Raw genomic sequence first — 17,771 nt, 5'->3', positions numbered from 1 at the left:
TCGGCTTCCTGATGGGGGACTTCTCTCCACTGATTGAACCGTACAGTTCAGTTCAGTTGAATTCAATGGTGAATGCGGAGCAGAAGCAGGAGCAGAGCCAGGAGCAGAGCCAGGAGCAGAGCCAGGGGCCGGGTCCGGGAGCGGTTTCAGTTCCGCCGAGCCAGCGCCCGGTCGACCAGGGGACCCGCGCCTCCGGTGTAGGTACCGGGATCACACAGCCGCGCGCGTTCGTCCGCGGTCCAGCGGCCGTCCAGTACGGGCTCCTCGGCGAGCAGTTCGTGCAGGGGCCGGCCGCTCTCCTCGGCCGCGGCGGAGACCCGGGTCAGCAGCTGCTTCGCCGCCGCCTTGCCCAGCAGCGGAGCCAGTACGGCCGCGATCCGCTCGGACACCACCTGACTGCCGGTGAGCAGCAGGTTGGCCCGCATCCGCTCCGGCCTGGCGGTGAGGCCCTCGGCGAGCTCGGCGGCCGTCGCGGCCGCGCCGCCGACCAGCCGCAGGCATTCGCGCAGCAGCTGCCACTCGGCGTGCCATGCGCCGCCCGATCGCTCGTCCTCCGACACCAGGCACTGCACCAGCGCGCCGGAGAGGGCGGGGACTTGGAGGGACGCGCTGCGCATCAGCGTGCTCAGGACGGGATTGCGCTTGTGGGGCATGGCCGAGGAGCTGCCGCGGCCGGCCACGGCGGGCTCGGCGACCTCGGCGATCTCGGTCCGGGCCAGGGTCTGCACGTCCACGGCGATCTTGCCGAGGGCGCCCGAGGCGAAGGCGAGCGCGGCGGCGAGATCGGCGATCGGGGTGCGCAGGGAGTGCCAGGGCAGTACGGGCCGGGCGAGGCCGGTCTGCGCGGCGTAGGCATCGACCAGCCGGTCCAGGTACGCGCCGGGCTCGGGCCAGCGGCCCGCGCCGTCGATCCGGGCGTACTCCAGGTATCCGGCGAGCGTTCCGGCGGCTCCGCCGAGCGACACCGGCAGCCCGCCCTTCTGGACCCGGGCCAGCCGTTCGTCGGCGTCCAGGACCAGGGCCCGCCAGCCGGCCGCCTTCAGCCCGAAGGTGGTGGGTACGGCCTGCAGGGCCAGGGTGCGCCCGGCCATCGCGGTGTCCCGGTGCTCCCCGGCGAGTCCGCCCAGGGCGGCGGCGGTACGGGCCAGGTCGGCCCGGATCAGGGCCAGGGTCCGGGAGGCCACCAGCATGGCGCCGGTGTCGAAGATGTCCTGGCTGGTGGAGCCCCGGTGGACGTACTCGGCGGCTTCGGCGTCCCCGGCGGCGACCACCCGGGTCAGCGCCTGCACCATGCCGACCACGGGGTTGGCGGTCTCCCGGGCGGCGAGGGCGAGGGCCCGCAGGTCGAGGTTCTCGGCCCGGGCGGCCGCGGTGATGGTGTCGGCGGCGGACTGGGGGAGGGTGCCGAGCTCCGCCTGGGCGCGGGCCAGGGCGGCCTCCGCGTCGAGCATGGCCTGCAGCCAGGCCAGATCGCAGACGGCTTCCTCGGCCGGGGTTCCGGCGCGTACCGGCGACAGCAGCCCCGCGTCGGTGAGCGCGTCCTGCCGGCCGGGCGCGGCGGCCGGGGTGGCCGGGGCGGCCGGGGTGGCCGGGGTGGCAGGGGTCTCCTGGGCTTCCGGGGTGCTCATACCAGGACTCCGGTCAGGTCGGTCTCGGCCGGCAGCGGTGCGACGCCGGCCGGAACCGAGGCGGAGGCCGTCAGGGCGAGCACGGAGCGGGCGATCGCGTCGGAGTCGCCGAGGGTGACCGAGTCGACGCCCGGCCGGATGCCGGCCGCCGTCACCCAGTGCACGGACTCGGTGGGCACCCCGTACGCGAACCGGCGGGGGTGGGCACGGCCGCGCGCGTCGAGCAGCCGGTAGGGACGCTCGGTGACGGCCAGGCCGCCGGACTCGTAGCCGGAGCCGTCGCCGCCGGAGATCCGGTACGTGGTGCACTGCTCGGTGTCGAGCAGGTGGCGCAGCAGCGGGTCGTCGGTGCGCCGCAGGTCGGGCTCGGGCAGCCGGGCCTCGATGAGGACGGTGGAGCGGACCGCGGGGCCGGGCACCAGCCGGGACTGGAGGATGAAGGTCGCCCGGTCGCCGGCGGCGGTGTCGACGCGGATCTCCGTGCCGGGACCGGTCAGTTCGAGCACTCCGGCGTCGATGAGGGCGATCATCTCCTCGATGCGGGAGGCCGGCGGGCCGATGGAGAGGAAGGCGTTGAGCGGGGTGTACCAGCCCTCCAGGTCGTCGCGGTGCGAGTCGGCGGTCAGGCCGCCGTGGTCGACGGCGAGGCGGATCTCGTTGCGCAGGTCCCGCATGGTGTCCAGGGCCGCCTTGAGCGGGCCGCTGAGGTTGCCGGCTTTGGCCTCCTTGACGTCCTGCGCCAGGTACTCGACGAGCCAGGTCTTGAAGTCCTCGCGGCTGGTGAACTCCCGGTCGCCGTAGGGGCGGGAGAGCCGGTCCCAGCTCCAGCGCTCCGCCGCCTCGATGCCGTAGGCGTCCAGCAGCGCTTCGCGGTCCTGCTCCTGCTCCAGCGACAGGAACCGCGCGGTGAACCCTTCGCTTTCGCCGCCGCGGCCCTTGTTCTTCAGCAGGGCGCCGTAGTAGACGCTCTCCGTCTCCCGGGAGATGAGCGGCCACAGGTCCTCGGAGAAGCTGATGCCGTCCCCGTCCGCGGAGCGGCGGCGCATGTCGGCGATCACCTCGGGGGTGAGCAGGCGCGGCAGGTAGCGGCCGTAGGCGCCCTTCTCGTTCTCACCGCGGGCGTGGTACGGGATGCCGCGCCGGGAGAAGGCGTACAGCTTGGGCTCGTCGCCCGAGGGCAGATAGGCCAGCCGGCCGTCCTCGCCGCGGACGTAGCTGCCGCCGCGGCCGGCGGTGAAGAGCGCCATGTGGTCGAAGAAGTTCAGGCCCAGACCGCGCAGCAGCACCTTCTCGCCGGGCTTGACCACGTGCAGGTTCAGGTCCGCGGGGTTGGCGGGCGTCACGTAGGTGAGGTGGTGGATCCGGGCGAGGCTCGCGGTCTTCGCCTCGCGGGGGGTGAGCCGGGCCGGTACGTGGCCCTGCGCCATCACGATGGCGTCCAGGTCGTTGAGGCGGACGCCGTTCTCCAGCCGTACGCCCTGCGGGCCGCCCGGTACGCCGTGCGTGTCGGCCATGGCCACGGCGCGGGAGGCGTGCACCTCGACGGTGACGTGGGCGGGGGCGCCCGACACGACGCGCTCGAAGGTGGCGCGCAGGTAGCTGCCGTAGAAGGCGCGGGTGGGGTAGGTGTTCGGGCCCAGCCGGCCGGCCTCGGCGACGGTGGACTCGGGGAGGCCCGCGGCGGCGGCGCCGCCCCCGGCGACGCTCCGCGCCCACTCGAAGAGGGTCGGGCCCGGCTCGATCGGACCCTCCGTCCGCACGCTGTCGTCGGTGTAGATGGTGATCTGGGAGGCCACCGTGTTCATCAGCAGGAGCTGGGACTGGTCCGGGCGCCACACCTGTCCGGCGCCGGGCGCCGACGGGTCGACGACGTGGACGGTGACCGCGGCGTGCGAGGGGTTGGCGCGCTCGTTGGCGCACAGCCGCTCCAGTACGGAGAGTCCGCGCGGGCCGGCTCCGATGATCGCGACCTGGCTCTGTCCCTTGGTGCTCATCGGTGGTCTCCGTTCTGGGGGGCGGCCTGCGCGGTCGTCCGGAAGGCGGTGCCGGCGGCGGGGGTGTCGGTGGTGCGGGCGCCGTGCATCCAGGCCACGTGGTCGTGGAGCTGGTCGGCGGAGTACGAGGAGAGCTGGGCGTTCCTGGCCGAGGCGGCCGGTCCCTGGGTGTGCCAGAGCTTGATGCTCTCCCGGGCGAGGAGCTGGATCTTCCCGGTGCGCTCACGCCGCTCGGAGTTGAACTTCTCGAAGCGCAGCGGGAGTTCGGAGGTGTCGCAGTCGAGCAGGTCGCCCAGGATCACGGCGTCCTCGAGGCCCTGGCAGGCGCCCTGCGCCACGTAGTGGAGCATCGGGTGGGCGGCGTCGCCGAGCAGGACGACCCGTCCGTCGGTCCAGTTCTCGACCGGGTCCCGGTCCACGAGGACCCAGGACTTCCACCCCTCGCCGAGGGCGAGCAGCCGCTGCGCGTCCTCGCCCAGCGAGGCGAACTCGCGGCGGACGTCGCCCTTGGAGGCGGGCACTCCGGCCACCGTCTCGGTGGCCTTGTTGTCGCTGCTCGCCGCGAGGTTGAGGTACTTGCCGCCGGCGATCGGGTAGTGCACGAAGTGGCAGCCGGGCCCGGTCCACCAGGTCACGGAGGTGAGGTGGCGCAGGTCCTCGGGGATCTGCTCCATCGGGATGATCGCCCGGTAGACGGTGATCCCGGTGTTGCGGGGCGCGCCGTCCCCGACGAGCTGGCCGCGGATCGCGGAGTGGATGCCGTCGGCGCCGATGACGGCGTCGCCGGTGACGTGCTCACCGTTCTCCAGGACGACCGAGGCGCCGTTCGCGTCCTGGTCGTACCCGGCGGCCGGCGCGCCGCTGCGCAGCTGGATGGCCTCCGAGGCCCGGCAGGCCTCCAGCAGCTTGGTGTGCAGTTCGGCGCGGTGGACGACCGCGTACGGGTTCCCGAAGCGCTCCCGGTAGGTGTCGGTCAGGTCCATGCTCACGACGTGTTCGCCGGTGACGCCGTCCATGAAGCGCAGCTCGTCCATGAGGACGGCGGTGGAGCGGACGGTCTCGCCGAGGTCGAGCCGGTCCAGGGCGTGGATCCCGTTGGGGGCGAGCTGGATGCCCGCTCCGATCTCGGCGAACTCGGGGGCGCGTTCCAGTACGAGTGCGGTGTGTCCCTGCCGGGTGACGGCGAGGGCCGTGGCCAGCCCGCCGATGCCGCCACCGACGATGATCAGCTTCGACATCAGACCTGCTCCTGGAGGGATCGGGCGGCGGGGGCGCCGGAGGTGAGCAGCCGGGCGAGTTCCAGGCGCTTGATCTTGGTGGTGGCCGTCTGCGGCAGGTCGGACTGGCGCCACTGGACGGGCTCGCCCATCGGCGGGAGTCCCGCGACGGCCAGCTGCCAGGCCGTCGTGTCCAGCGGCTTGTCGTCCTTGGTGCATACGACGGGCACGGCGCGGCCGTTCTCGTCGGGGATGATGATGACCTCGGCGAGCTCGTCCAGCCGGGTGAAGAGGGTGTCCTCGGCGGCGAGGGTCGAGCCGAAGCCCTCGATCAGGTCGACCTCGCGGTCGAGCAGGTGCACGCAGCCCCACTTGGTGCGGTAGCCGACGTCGCCCATGCGCCACCAGCCGTCGTTGACCTGCTTGTCGTAGCGCTCCTGCTCGCCGAGGTAGGTGACGATCCGGCCGTCGCTCTTGACCTCGATGAAGCCGGGGTTGGTCTCCGACGGGGGCAGGCCGTTGCGGCTGACGACACGGACGTCGGTCATGCCCGGGAAGGGCATCCCCACGCAGCGGCCGTCCGCGTCGAGTCCCCGGCGCTTGGAGAAGGAGCGCGCCACGGCGGGGCCGATCTCGCTCTGCCCGTACAGCTGGCCGAAGACCGGGGCCTTGCGGCGGGTGGCGGCCAGGAGCCGCTGAACGGTCCGCGGGTGGATGGCGTCGAAGGTGCTGCTGAAGAGCTTCACGTTCGCCAGGGGGCCGCGCGGGTCGTCGGCGAGCTCCTCCCACTCCATGAAGGAGTTGGGGTGTGCCTCCAGGATGCCGGGGCGGAGCTGGGAGAAGAGGTCGGCGGCCCGCTTGGGGTCGCCGTCGGCGAGTACGACGATGGGGAAGCCGCGGAAGAGGGAGATGGCCAGCGCGGTGATGAGCCGCGAGTGGACGAAGGAGACGTGCATCGCGATGGTCTCGCGGCCCCGGATGAGCGGCTTGGTGATCATCGCCTGCGGCAGGTAGCGCGCCTGCAGGGTGTGACCGGTGTGGACGGCCAGCTTCGGGGTGCCCGTGGTGCCCGAGGTGTGGGTGATCAGCGTCGGGTAGTCCGGCGGCATGGTCACGGAGGGGACGCGCTCGACCCCGGCGAGGGAGGCCAGTTCGGTCGCCTGCTGGTAGCTGCCGGAGGTGAGCAGGACCTGCTCGGCCTCCTCGAACACCGAGTCGGGCAGTTCGGTCTCCAGCTTGTTCTGGTCGGTGAGGAGGTACGGCTGCTCGGTGCGGCGCACGAGTTCGGCGACGGTCTCGCCGTCGAGCTTCGGCGACAGCAGCACCGGTACGGCGCCGATGCGGGCCACGGCGCAGGCCAGCAGGGTGATGTCGAAGCCGTCGGACTTGTAGACGACCACGCGCCGGCCGGGGCGGACCTTCGCGGCCCAGAGCCGGGACGCGAAGTCGTCGATCAGGTCGGCGACTTCGGCCACGGTCGCCCGGCGCCCCAGTGCCGGCGCGATGTCCAGGTCGTGGTCCAGGATCACCACGTTCGTCGGGTGCTTCTTGGCGGCCCGCTCGAAGAGCGTCCCGAGCCGGATGCCTTTGTTGCCTATGCGCTGCAGAATCATCGTCTCGCCGTTCTCAAGTCACTTACAGACAAGGTCAGTTGATGGTCTCGGGGTGATCTCCGGCCGATGCCCGGCCGAGTCCCTGCCGCTTCCCGGCCGCTCTCGGGCCGCTTCGGGCCGCTTCCCGGCCGGGCTCCGGCCGCTCTCGGGCCGCTCGTCGCTCGCCGCTCGTCGCCCGATGGGCTCAGGCGGTCTTCTCGATCACGGGCTTGACGCGCTCGAGGGTCTCGGCGAGGTCGCCGGCCACCTTCTCGCCCCACTCGGCGAAGAACTTCTGCTTGGCGTCGGCGTCCATCTCGGCGGTGATGCCGACGATCCCCTCCGTGGCGGTGCCCATCCGGAAGTGGTGCGTCAGGAGGCTGCCCGCGCCCTCGGCCTCGATGGAGAAGCCCCAGAGGCTGTCCTGCTTCACGCCGGAGCTGTTGTGCATGGCCCACTGGAAGGTGCGGCCGGCTTCGGCCTCGACGACCTCGGCGTACGTGGTCCACTTGCCGCGGACCACCGGGGCCCAGGAGACGACGTCCTCGCTGCGCTGGTTCTCGCCTCGGAAGACCGAGCCGACCGCGCCGGGGGCGCCGGAGGCCCATTCGCCACCGAGGCATTCGGGGCTCCACTCGCCGCTGCGGGCCAGGTCGCTGACGACCGCGTACACCTCGGCCGGGGTGGCCCGGACGTGGATCTGGGCTCGCGACCCGAAGAGGGGCGTCTGGGTCTCGCTCATGGAAGTGGCCTCCTGGAAAGTCCGGTCGAATGCTGTGGCTGCTTCGACTGCCGCGGTCGGCGCCCGGTCCGGCGCCTTCCGATGAATGAACCATACAGTTCAGTTCAGTTGAACGCAACGGTTCAGTTCACTTGGACCTAGACTGGGATCCCACCGCCGAGGAGTAGGGGATCGACATGAAGGCGCGCACCACGGCAGAGCAGCCCGCCGTCCCCACCGGGGCCCGCGCCGCGCGCAAGCGCCAGGCCATCCTGGACGCGGCGCGCACGGTGTTCCTGCGCGACGGCTTCGGGGCCGGCATAGACCTGCTGGCCGCGGAGGCGGGGGTCTCCAAGGTGACCGTCTACAACCACTTCGGCAGCAAGGAGAACCTGTTCAACGCCGTGATCGGGCAGACGCTCGACGAGGCGCTGGAGGTGGCCCAGTCGGTGATCCAGGCCAAGCTCGCCGAGTCCGACGACATCCGCACGGACCTGGTGGAGGCGTGCCGCACCTGGGTCGCGGGCCTGACCGCCCCCGACGTACTGGCGCTGCGCAACGTGATCGCGGGGGAGCGCCACCGGTTCCCCGAGCTGGGGAGCACCTGGCAGGAGGAGGGTCCGGGCCGCCAGCACGCCACTTTGGCCACGGCCCTCGGCCGCCTCAACGACCGCGGACTGCTCCGGATCCCGGACATGGAGCTGGCGGTCCTGCAGCTCTCGGGCCTGGTGCTGTCCCCGCACCTGGTCTACGGCGTATACGGCACCGCCCTGGACGAGGGCCTCGCGGAGCGTCTCGTGCAGGGCGGTGTGGAGATGTTCCTGAACCAGTACGGGACCGACCGGTAGGACCGGCCGCCCGGCGCCGGTCGGTCCTCGTGGCGCCGGTCAGGCCTCGTAGCGGCCGAGGCGGTCGTTCGCGTAGTCGTCGAAGGCCCGGTCGATCTCCTGCGGGGTGTTCATGACGAACGGGCCGCTGCGGACCACGGGTTCGCCGATCGGTTCGCCGGACAGGAAGAGCAGGTCGGTGCCGACCGGTCCGCCCTCGACCCGGACGCTGTCCGCGTCGTGCGCGAGGACGGCCAGGTCCCCGTCGGCGAGTTCGCGCGAGGCGACCTTCCCGCTGCCGGACAGGACGTACACGGCGGCGTTGCGGCCCGCCGGCGCGGGGAGCGCGGCGCTGCTGCCCGGGGCCACCGACGCGTGGACGACGGTGACCGGTACCGGGGTCCGGAAGGGTCCGGTCGCGCCGAACGCCGTGCCCGCGATGACCTTGAACCACGAGCCGTCGAGCCTGCGGACCACCGGGATCTTCTCGGCGCCGTGGTTACGGGTGCGGGGGCGGAGTCCTCTGAGGCCGGCGGGCAGGTTGATCCAGATCTGCAGGTGGTGCTGGAGGCCGCCGGCGGAGCGGAAGGGCGCGGTCGGCCGCGCCGTGTCCAGTACGCCCGCGCCGGCCGTGAGCCACCGCACGCCACCGGCACGCACGACGCCGCGGCCGCCGGTCGAGTCCGCGTACTCGATGTCTCCGTCCAGGACGTAGGTGATGCTCTCGAAGCCGCGGTGCGGGTGCTCGGGGTCGCCGCCCCTGGGCTCGCCCGGTCCGAGGGCCACCGGGCCGACCTGGTCGACCGTCAGGAAGGGGTCCAGCTGCGGGATGCGCGGTGTGGGGATGGCGCGGCGAACCGGAAAGCCCTCGCCCTCCAGGGCGCGGACCGGCTGGAGCACGTCGACCACCGAACGGCTCGCGGTGTCGGTGTTGGCGTCGGTGTCGGTGTCGGTTGCGGAACCGGGCGTGGTCATGGTGCCTTCTCTCTTGGTGGTCGGACGTCGCTGGGCCGTCCCTCCCGAGTTTCCTGAACTATACAGTTCAGTTCAGTTCTCTCGCAAGGTCCTCCGGTCCCGCATCCCGGACAGCTGACAGATCCGCAGGCGCGTGGTTGAAGCCCACCCGCGCGTGCGGCCAGACTCCCGCTCATCCCCCCGACCTCTGCGCACGGGCCTGCCGGGCACGGCGTTCACCGCACATGTCACCTTCACGGAAGAGAAGTTCATGCCCGATCTCAAGATTCTGGCCATTTCCGGCAGCCTGCGTGCCGCCTCGCTCAACAGCGCCCTGGTGCGCGCCGCGCAGAAGTTCGCCCCCAGTGGCCTGTCCATCGAGATCTACGAGGGCCTGCGCGACATCCCTCCGTACGATACGGACCTCGACAACGACACCCCGCCGGCCCCGGCGACCGACCTGCGCCGCCGCATCACCGAGGCGGACGGCCTGTTCATCGCCACCCCCGAGTACAACTACGGCGTCCCCGGCGTCCTGAAGAACGCGCTGGACTGGGCGAGCCGCCCGACGGCCACCTCGCCGGTCTCCTCGCTGGCCGCCAAGCCGATCGCGATCGCGGGCGCCGCGCCGACCAACTTCGGCACGGTCCGCGCCCAGCTCGCGCTGCGCCAGTCGTTCCTGTGGACGGACTCCAAGGTCGTCGGCAAGCCGGAGCTCCAGATCTTCAGGGCCCACGAGCGCTTCGACGCGTCCGGCAACCTCACCGACGAGACCACCATCGACCTGCTCCGCCAGCTGCTCGACGCGCTCGCCGCGAAGATCCGCGAGACGCGGGTCTCCGCGTCCGTCTGATCCGCTGATCCCCTGATCCCCTGATCCCCCGATCTCCCCCCACCCCCGAAGGGCCGCTCGTTCCCCCGCGCGGCCCTTCGGTCTTTTCGTGTCCGGCCCTCTCCCCGGTGGGAGTTGACGAAGCCTCCTCCGGGCCCTGCGCGCAGGGCGGGGCCGCTTGGGAGGATCGGGTCATGCGTGCAGCCTTCATCGAAGAACTCGGTCCCGCCGAGAACATCCGCTACGGCGAGATCGCCCCTCCCGCCCCGGGCCCGACGGATGTTCTGGTCGAGGTCGAAGCGGTATCCGTCAACCCGGTCGACACCTTCGTGCGGTCGGGCCTCTTCCGCACCCCGGTCGAGTTCCCGTTCGTCATCGGCCGCGACCTCGTCGGGACGGTCGTATCGGCCGGTCCCGGAGCCCCGGGCTTCGCAGTCGGCGACCGGGTCTGGTCCAACAGCCTCGGCCACGGCGGCCGCCAGGGCGCCGCCGCCGAACGGGCCGCGGTTCCGGCCGACCGCCTCTACCACCTGCCCGCCGGCGTGGACCCGGCGGAAGCGGTCGCGCTGGTGCACCCCGCCGGTACCGCCTACCTCGCCTTGTTCACGCACGGCCGGGTCCGGGCCGGCGAGACCGTACTGATCGCCGGAGCCGCCGGGAACGTGGGCAGCGCCCTCATCGTCATGGCCGTCGAGGCGGGCGCCCGGGTCATCGCCACCGCCTCCGCACGCGACGCCGAACACTGCCGCCTCCTCGGCGCGACGGCGGTCCTCGACTACCGGGACCCCGAACTGGCGCACCGCATCCGCGAGATCAGCCCTCGGGGGGTCGACGTCCATGTGGACACCTCCGGCACGAACGACCTGACCGGCGCCGTCGACGTACTCGCCCACCGGGGCCGCATCGTGCTCCTCGCCGGCGCCCGCTCCCAGCCGGTCCTGCCCGCCGGAGCGCTCTACATGAAGGACGGCTCGGTCGTCGGCTTCGTCATCTCCCACGCCACCACGGCGGAACTCGCCGAAGCCGCCGGGTCGATCAACCGGCTGCTGGCGAGCGGCCGGCTGCGCGCCCGCTCCGTCGAGCGGGCCTCCCTGGCGGAGGGGGCCCGCACCCACCGGCGCATCGAGGACGGAGAACTGCACGGCAGCCGAGTGGTGCTCCTGCCGTAGGCGCCGTGTGCCCCGCAGGCCCCGCAGGCCCCGCAGGCTCCGTAGCCCCGCAGGCGCCGTGGGCGGGCCGTCCGGGGACCTGACGGACTGCCGCCCGGCCCCCGGCGGCACACGGGGGCCGCTGCCAGACTGCGCGGCATGGACGACTCGCATCAGGGGCCACCCGGCACGCCCGGCGCGCCTGGCAGGCCCGGCACGCGGGTGCCCTTCGCGACCCTCGCCGCGGTGCAGCTCCTGCTCAACGCGTCGGTCTCGGTCGCCTTCGCCTCCGGACCGGCCATGCAGCGCGAACTCGTCCTGAGCCGTGGCGACCTCATCCTCGTCAGCGCCTTCTACGGTCTGGCCTTCAGCGGGCTGCTGCTGCTCGGCGGAAGGCTCACCGACCGGATCGGACGGCGCCGCCTGTTCACCCTGGGCACCGCCCTGTTCGGCGCGGCGTCCCTCGCCGCGGCGCTGGCCCCCGCCCCCTGGGTGCTGCTCGCCGCCCGCTTCGTACAGGGCTGCGGGGCCGCGCTCGCCGCGCCCCCCGCCATGGCGCTGCTGCGCGGAGTCTTCCCCGAGGGCAGGGCCCGGGCCGCGGCGCTGGCCGTCTGGGGCCTGCTGTCCAGCCTGGGCGCCGCCCTCGGCATCATCCTCAGCGGGGCGCTCGTGACCTGGCTGTCGTGGCGGTGGACCTTCGGACTGTTCGCGGCGGCGGCCGTGGCCGTGCTCGCGCTCACCCCCCGGGTGCTGCCGGCCGGTCCCGCGCCCGTACGGGTGCCCGTGGACTTCCTCGGCGCCGTACTCGCCACCCTCGGCCTCTCCACGTTCGGCTACGGCCTCGTCATGGTCGGGCCGCGGGGCTGGGCCTCGGCGCAGGTCCTCGCGCCCCTGGCCCTGGGCGCCGTACTCCTCACCGCCTTCGTGATCGCCCAGCAGCGCGTCCGTGCCCCCCTGCTGCCGCTGTCCTTCCTCGCCTCGCGGTACCGCGTGACCGCGCTTCTCTGCGCGCTGCTCGGCCCGGCCATCGGCGCGAGCACCGCCTTCCTGCTGGCCCTCTACTTCCAGCAGGTACGCGGATACTCGGCGCTGCAGAACGCGCTGGCCTTCGTCCCGTACAGCGCGACGCTCCTCGGCGTCGCCTTCTTCGCGGGCCGGGTCGTCGCCCGCCACGGCGTCCGGACGGTGGCGGTGGCGGGACTGGCCGTCATCGCCTCCGGCCTCTTCCTCATCGGGAGCGCGGGACTGCGCACGGGGTCGACGCCGACGGTGCTGCTGGGTCTGGTCGTCCTGTCGGGGGGCATCGGCACCGTCATGTCCGCCGCGGTCGTGGGGACCGTCGCCGGGGTCCCGGAGGAGCGGTCCGCGCTCGCCGGAGCCGTCGTGAACACGGCCATCCTGGCCGGGCCCACCGTCAGCCTCGCCCTGCTCACCTCCGCGGCCGACGCCCGTACCGCCTCGCTGCTGGCCCTCGGTGATCCGGCGGCCGTGACGGGCGGCTACGCCTTCGGCTTCGAGCTGGCCGGCGCGGTCTTCCTGCCGGCCATCGGCCTGGCCCTGTACGGACTCCGGGCCGCTCCCGGCCGGCCCGGGACGCGCCGGCCCGCCGCCCCGGCCGCCGGGGGCGAACACCGGGTGAACCGGGCTTCGGCCCGGTAGCCTCCCGGCCCAGGGAGGGGGGTGGGGCAGCGTGTCCATCGCGGAGTTGCAGGTGTGCGCCGTCGAGGCCGCCGATGTCACGGGCGGCGTGTGCGTGGTGCGGTGCATCGGCGGGGTGGCGCGGTCCGGGCAGGTGTTCGCGGCCGGCGGGCTGCGGACCAGGCTGCGGGGGATCGAGCGGTACGGGCGCACGGTCGGGTCCTTCGACGCGGGGCACGTGGCGAGGGTGCACCTCACCGGGCCCGTGGTCGCGCTGCTCGCCCGCGGGCAGGTGCTGACGTACGTACCGCCGGACGGGCACGCGCTGGCCGAGCTGGAGGACTGGCTGGCCACCGGTCCGCCGCTGCTGGAGGAGCCGCATCCGGAGCACCTGCGGTGGCAGGCCACGTTCTCGATGCAGGACGAGCGGCTGCCCGAAGAGGTCCGGCTGCGCTGGGCCCGGGTCGCGCTCACCGCGCTCGACCGGCTGGGCCGCCCGGAGGAACAGCCGTACGTACGACGCTACTTGCTCCAGCGCTTCGGCCCCGGCGGGGACGGGGACCCGGACCGTGACCCCGTCGCCCTGTGCCGGGACGTGCTGGCCCGCTTCGAGCTGACCCCGGACCAGGCGGCGGCGCAGGCCCGGGTCTGGCGGGACCTGCCGCGCCCCGACATCGTCCGGCTGCGCCGCATCAAGAACCTGATCCCCTGCACGGAGCCGGCCCGGCCGTACCTCGCGGAGACCGACCCCCTGGCGGCGGCGGTCGACGCCTGGACGGCCGTGCGGCCGGGGCTCCCGTAGGAAGGGGTCAGTGGGCCGCGTTGCCGAGCACCTTGGCCGGGGTGAGGCGTACGACGACCCGTACGTTCTCGGCCGGGGCGTTCGCGTACTCCGCGCCCGCGCCCGGACCCTGGTACTCCTCCGCGATGCGGACGGCGACGGCCCGGCCGGTGTCCTCGGTGACGGTGGCGGTGCCGCGGATCTCGGCGTAGAGGAACGGGTTGGCCAGGTCGAAGACGGTGAGGCCGATCCGGGCGTCCCGGACGATGTTGCGCTCCTTGCGGCGGCCGCGTTCGGTGGAGATCAGGATCTCGTCCCCGTCGCGCGTCACCCACACCACCGAACTCTGCGGGCTGCCATCGGGGTTGAGGGTGGTGAGCACCGCCGGGTGGGGGGCGTCGAGGAGCTCGCGCACGGTGTCGTTCAGCACAGGAGTCATGAACGGAACGGTAGTTGGGCCGGGCATGGGCCCGTGGCCGGTTTCCCGCGGACCGGGCCGATCTCCCTGCGGCCCCCGCACGGTGCAAGACTGCGCACCTGTTCGATGGAGGCAAGAGGCCTTCGTGTGTGACGTTTGGGGGGACTGTGCGCAAGGTCAAGTGGGTGGCCATGGCCGCCGGTGTCGTGCTGCTTGGGGCGGGGTGCGCCGGTGAGGACGGTGTGAAGGTGGAAGCGGCCACGGTCGCGAAGGAGATCGACGCGGCCGCGACCGCGGCCGGGTTCACCAAGGACCTGTCGATCGACATGGTGGGGCCCGAGGTCAAGGAGTGCAAGGTCGACTGGGTGGTGAACGACCCCGGCAAGTCCGCCGATCCGAAGAAGTCGTTCGCGGACACGATCGCCGGCCTGGTCGAGGCCGGCTGGACCGAGGGCAAGAGTTCCCGCAAGGGCTACGTGGACACGAAGATCGTGACCAAGGGTGACTGGGAGGTGCGGGGGGCAGCAGACCTGGGTGAGGGGATCAAGGCCGTGGTGTTCGCCGGCACCAATACGTCCTCGGAGTGCCTGCCGCTCCTCATCGCCGACCTGGAGAACGGCAAGTAGCACTGACGGTTCGGGTCACCAGCCCCGTCTCACGCCCTTCCGGTGGGCGAGGCCTGGCCGTAGGCGCCCGCGGCCGAAGGGGGCCCGCGGCCGTAGGCGCCCGCGGCCGAAGGGGCCTCAGGCCGAAGCCGCCCCCGTCGGCGCCGCGCCCTGCCGGAGCGCTTCCAGCAGGGCGCGTACGGGCGGCCGGCCCAGGGACACCTTGCGGACCGCCGCGTAGACCGCCCGGACCGGGCGCGGATCGCGGACCGGGCGTACGACGACCCCCGGATGGCGAGCGCCCGTCACGGCCGCCGTCCCGGGTCCGGACCTGGGGCCCAGGCCCATGCGCGGCATCAGGCCGATGCCGAGGCCGGCCGCGACGAATCCCTGTGCCGTCGGGTAGTCCTCGCTCTGCACCACGAAGTCCGGGCTGAAGCCCGCCGCCGCACAGGCTTCGAGGACCGGCTCCAGGCAGGGGCCGGGCGGCTCGCTGCCGACCCACTGCTCGTCCGCGAGTTCCACGAGGGCGATCGTCTCCCGGGACGCGAGCCGGTGCCCGGCCGGGAGCACAGCGTCGTACGCGTCGTCGAGCAGGTGGACCAGCTCCACGTCCTCGCGCGGCCGCGTCCGGGGCGCGATGACCAGGGCGAGGTCCGCGCGGCCCTGCTCCACCTCCAGCAGCGGGTCCTCGGGGTCGGTCATCCGCAGGTCGATCCGCACGCCCGGGTGGGCGCGGCGCAGTCCCGCCAGGGCGGGGGCCACCAGGGCCGCGCCCGCCGTGGCGAAGTAGCGGACGGCGAGTCGTCCGGTGCGGCCGGCCCTGAGGTCGGCCAGCGCGGTCTCCGCCTCGGCGACGTTGCGGCTGATGACGGCCGCGTGCTCGGCGAGCAGCCGGCCGGCCGCCGTCGGCCGGACGCCCCGCCCGACCCGTTCGAGCAGGGGGATGCCGGCCTGCCGTTCCAGGGCCGCCACCTGCTGGCTGACCGCGGAGGGGGTGTACCCCAGGTGGGCCGCCGCGGCGGTCACCGAGCCGCTGGTGACGACCGCCCGCAGGACCTGCATCCTTCGCACATCGAGCATGTAGTACACGTTAACGGTTGGTGCGCAGTCCTTTGCTTGTCCTGTCGTATCGGGTCCCGCACCGTGGGAGGAGGAGACCGCGACCCCGCGCACCGCGGCCCGCGGCCCGATACCCGAGGAGAAGAACCGTGATCGGTGCCGTACGCGTCGGTGTGCTCGCCCTCCTGTGGGGCTCGACGTTCTTGTGGATCGACCTGGCCCTGGAGGGGCTCACCCCGGTCCAGGTCACACTGATCCGGTGCGCGCTCGGCGCCCTCGTCCTCGGGGCGGCGTGCCGCGTCGCGCGTCAACGGCTGCCCGGGGGCCGGGCGATGTGGGGCCACGTCCTCGTGGCGGCGTTCTTCTGCAACGCGCTGCCGTTCGCCCTCTTCGGCATCGGCCAGCAGAGCGTGGACTCGGGCCTCGCGGGCGTGCTGAACGCGACGACCCCGCTGTGGTCGCTCCTGATCGGGCTCGCCACCCGCGCCGAGGGCCGCCCGCACGCGATCCGGGTGGCCGGTCTGCTGGTCGGGCTCGCCGGAACCGCGCTGATCTTCGCCCCGTGGCAGCGGTCGGGGCACGTGGGCTGGGGAGCCCTCGCCATCCTGGGGGCCGCCGCGAGCTACGCCTTCGCTTTCACCTACATGGGCCGCCACCTCGTCGGCAAGGGCGTGCCCACCCTGTCGCTCGCCACCGCCCAACTCCTGGCGGCCACCGGGCTCACGACCCTGGCCCTGCCCGTCGGGGGCCTGACCGCGGTCCGGTTCCAGGCGGTGCCCCTGCTGGCCGTCGTGGTCCTCGGCGTCTTCGTCACCGGCGTCACCTTCTACCTCACCTACCGGATCATCGCCGACGAGGGCGCGACGAACGCCGCCACCGTCGGCTACCTCCTGCCGGTGGTATCGGTGGCACTGGGATCGCTCGTACTCGGTGAGGAGATCGGCCCGCGCGTGCTCGCCGGCATGGCCGTCGTCCTCCTGGGCGTGGCCCTGACCCGCCACCGGGCTACGGTCGTCACGGAAGCGAAGAGCTCCACGCCCCGCCCGGACCACCCGGACGACCGAACGACCCCGGCCAAGACCAAGGCGGCGGCCGCCGTCCGGCAGCCGGGGCAGGGGGCCTGACACACCCACGACCACTTGGGGGAAGCGGTGCCCGCTACGGCTGCTGCTACGCACGAACGAACGGACCGGCCCGCACGCATACCGGAGGTCGACGCCCTGCGCGGTTTCGCGCTCCTGGGCATCCTGCTGGTCAACGCGACGATGATGGCGAGCCCGTACGTCCTCGCCGGCGCCCTCGACCCGGATGCGACGACGCTCGACAAGGCCGTCGAGGGGGGCGTGCAGACCCTGCTGGTCGGCAAGTTCTACCTGATGTTCTCGTTCCTCTTCGGCTACAGCTTCACCCTCCAGCAGGACTCCGCCGCACGCGACGGCGCGAGCCCCGTCCCCCGGATGCTGCGCCGCTCGCTCGGCCTGCTCGTCCTGGGCCTCCTGCACGCCGTACTGCTGTACAGCGGCGACATCCTCATGACCTACGCCCTGTTCGGCCTGGTCCTGATCGCCGCACGGAACTGCTCGCCCGGGACGGCCCTGCGCGCGGCCTGGATCGTCTACGGCTGCGCGAGCACCCTCCTGCTCCTCCTGGGCCTGGGATCCCTCTTCCTGTCGGACACCGAGGCGGCCGAACTGAACTCCCTCCCCGAGGAGTCCGCCGCACTGATCGCCGGCTACCGCGGTGATCCGGCGTCCGTCGTACGGGCCAACCTCGGCCAGCTGCCCGACTGGCTCCCCGCCCTGCTGCTGATGGGCGGCTTCATCCTGGCCGCCTTCCTGACCGGCCTGTACTGCGGCAAGCGCCGCCTCCTCGCCGACACGGGACGGTACGCGGCCCGGATGCGCCGCATCTGCGTGCTCGGCGTCGCCGTGGGCCTGCCCGGCAGCCTCTTCATGGCCCTGGCCGCCGGCGGCGCATTCGGTTCCCGGTGGAGCCTCCTCGGTTCGGTCGTGGGCACGGTCACGGCTCCCGCGCTCACCGCCGCGTACGTCTGCGGGATGCTCCTCTTCATGAAGACGGCCCGGGGCGGGCGCACGGCACGGCTCCTCGCCCCCGCCGGCCGGATGGCCCTGACGAACTACCTGAGCCAGTCCCTCGCCATGGCCCTCGTCTTCACCGCCTACGGCCTCGCCCTCTACGACCGCGTCGGCACGGCCGCTGTCGTACTCGGCGCGCTCGTCCTGTACGGGGCCCAACTGGCCCTCAGCAAGCACCTGATGACCCGGCACCGGTACGGCCCGGTGGAGTGGCTGCTGCGCGTGGTCACCCTCGCCCGCCTCCCGCGACGCTGAGGA

The 17,771-nt window shown here is 73.0% G+C and carries 16 protein-coding genes; 8 read left to right on the top strand and 8 right to left on the bottom strand.

The features are described 5' to 3' along the window. Positions 1-146 precede the first annotated feature (146 nt). From pcaB to ACIQV3_RS28810, 5 genes are all read right to left on the bottom strand, one after another. Positions 147-1,628: a 3-carboxy-cis,cis-muconate cycloisomerase gene (gene pcaB, locus ACIQV3_RS28830; RefSeq protein WP_403716872.1), complete on the bottom strand. Its 1,482-nt coding sequence runs from the start codon at positions 1,626-1,628 to the stop codon at positions 147-149. Next, complete coding sequence (locus tag ACIQV3_RS28825) at positions 1,625-3,622, bottom strand: FAD/NAD(P)-binding protein (protein WP_403716869.1); 1,998 nt, start codon at positions 3,620-3,622, stop codon at positions 1,625-1,627. Before ACIQV3_RS28825 ends, pcaB begins: the two co-directional genes overlap by 4 nt. After that, the gene (locus tag ACIQV3_RS28820) at positions 3,619-4,860 is read right to left on the bottom strand and encodes an FAD-dependent monooxygenase (RefSeq protein WP_403716867.1); all 1,242 of its coding nucleotides are present in this window, start codon (positions 4,858-4,860) and stop codon (positions 3,619-3,621) included. Before ACIQV3_RS28820 ends, ACIQV3_RS28825 begins: the two co-directional genes overlap by 4 nt. Beyond that, complete coding sequence (locus ACIQV3_RS28815) at positions 4,860-6,452, bottom strand: class I adenylate-forming enzyme family protein (protein ID WP_403716865.1); 1,593 nt, start codon at positions 6,450-6,452, stop codon at positions 4,860-4,862. The genes ACIQV3_RS28820 and ACIQV3_RS28815 overlap by 1 nt, the downstream gene beginning before the upstream one ends. A 184-nt stretch (positions 6,453-6,636) precedes the next feature. Continuing rightward, positions 6,637-7,173 (bottom strand): SRPBCC family protein, encoded by a 537-nt coding sequence (locus ACIQV3_RS28810; protein WP_403716863.1) that lies wholly within the window; start codon positions 7,171-7,173, stop codon positions 6,637-6,639. Positions 7,174-7,349: 176 nt separating this feature from the next. Here ACIQV3_RS28810 and ACIQV3_RS28805 point away from each other — a divergent pair, with 176 nt between their 5' ends. Beyond that, a complete protein-coding gene (locus tag ACIQV3_RS28805; RefSeq protein WP_403716861.1) occupies positions 7,350-8,000 on the top strand; it encodes a TetR/AcrR family transcriptional regulator in 651 nt (216 codons plus the stop codon). Positions 8,001-8,039: 39 nt separating this feature from the next. Here ACIQV3_RS28805 and ACIQV3_RS28800 read toward each other — a convergent pair whose 3' ends face one another. Then, complete coding sequence (locus ACIQV3_RS28800; RefSeq protein WP_403716859.1) at positions 8,040-8,954, bottom strand: pirin family protein; 915 nt, start codon at positions 8,952-8,954, stop codon at positions 8,040-8,042. Between the two features lie 250 nt (positions 8,955-9,204). On the opposite strand from ACIQV3_RS28800, the gene ACIQV3_RS28795 reads away from it, so the two are divergent. The 4 genes from ACIQV3_RS28795 (at position 9,205) to ACIQV3_RS28780 (ending at position 13,353) form a co-directional block, all read left to right on the top strand. Next, positions 9,205-9,786, top strand: a complete 582-nt coding sequence (locus ACIQV3_RS28795) for an NADPH-dependent FMN reductase (protein ID WP_403716856.1) — start codon at positions 9,205-9,207, stop codon at positions 9,784-9,786. Between the two features lie 173 nt (positions 9,787-9,959). After that, positions 9,960-10,934 (top strand): NADPH:quinone reductase, encoded by a 975-nt coding sequence (locus ACIQV3_RS28790; RefSeq protein ID WP_403716854.1) that lies wholly within the window; start codon positions 9,960-9,962, stop codon positions 10,932-10,934. A gap of 138 nt (positions 10,935-11,072) precedes the next feature. Beyond that, complete coding sequence (locus ACIQV3_RS28785; protein WP_403716852.1) at positions 11,073-12,572, top strand: MFS transporter; 1,500 nt, start codon at positions 11,073-11,075, stop codon at positions 12,570-12,572. Between the two features lie 31 nt (positions 12,573-12,603). Continuing rightward, positions 12,604-13,353 (top strand): hypothetical protein, encoded by a 750-nt coding sequence (locus ACIQV3_RS28780; RefSeq protein WP_403716850.1) that lies wholly within the window; start codon positions 12,604-12,606, stop codon positions 13,351-13,353. Between the two features lie 7 nt (positions 13,354-13,360). On the opposite strand, the gene ACIQV3_RS28775 is transcribed toward ACIQV3_RS28780, so the two are convergent. Continuing rightward, entirely contained in the window at positions 13,361-13,771 is a 411-nt protein-coding gene (locus tag ACIQV3_RS28775; protein WP_403716847.1) for a PPOX class F420-dependent oxidoreductase, read from the bottom strand. A gap of 146 nt (positions 13,772-13,917) precedes the next feature. Here ACIQV3_RS28775 and ACIQV3_RS28770 point away from each other — a divergent pair, with 146 nt between their 5' ends. After that, the gene (locus ACIQV3_RS28770; RefSeq protein ID WP_403716845.1) at positions 13,918-14,376 is read left to right on the top strand and encodes a hypothetical protein; all 459 of its coding nucleotides are present in this window, start codon (positions 13,918-13,920) and stop codon (positions 14,374-14,376) included. Between the two features lie 117 nt (positions 14,377-14,493). On the opposite strand, the gene ACIQV3_RS28765 is transcribed toward ACIQV3_RS28770, so the two are convergent. Next, on the bottom strand, positions 14,494-15,438 hold the full coding sequence (locus tag ACIQV3_RS28765) for a LysR family transcriptional regulator (RefSeq protein WP_403716843.1): 945 nt from the start codon (positions 15,436-15,438) through the stop codon (positions 14,494-14,496). A 128-nt stretch (positions 15,439-15,566) separates the two neighbouring features. Between ACIQV3_RS28765 and ACIQV3_RS28760 the strand changes: the two genes are divergently transcribed. Further along, positions 15,567-16,541 (top strand): DMT family transporter, encoded by a 975-nt coding sequence (locus ACIQV3_RS28760; protein WP_403716841.1) that lies wholly within the window; start codon positions 15,567-15,569, stop codon positions 16,539-16,541. A gap of 27 nt (positions 16,542-16,568) precedes the next feature. Then, positions 16,569-17,768, top strand: a complete 1,200-nt coding sequence (locus ACIQV3_RS28755; protein ID WP_403716839.1) for a DUF418 domain-containing protein — start codon at positions 16,569-16,571, stop codon at positions 17,766-17,768. Positions 17,769-17,771: the final 3 nt, after the last annotated feature.

Source organism: Streptomyces sp. NPDC099050 (genome assembly GCF_044759865.1).
Taxonomy (GTDB): Bacteria; Actinomycetota; Actinomycetes; order Streptomycetales; family Streptomycetaceae; genus Streptomyces.
The sequence above is the reverse complement of the archived record's forward strand: the minus strand, read 5'-3'. Positions and strand labels throughout refer to the sequence as shown.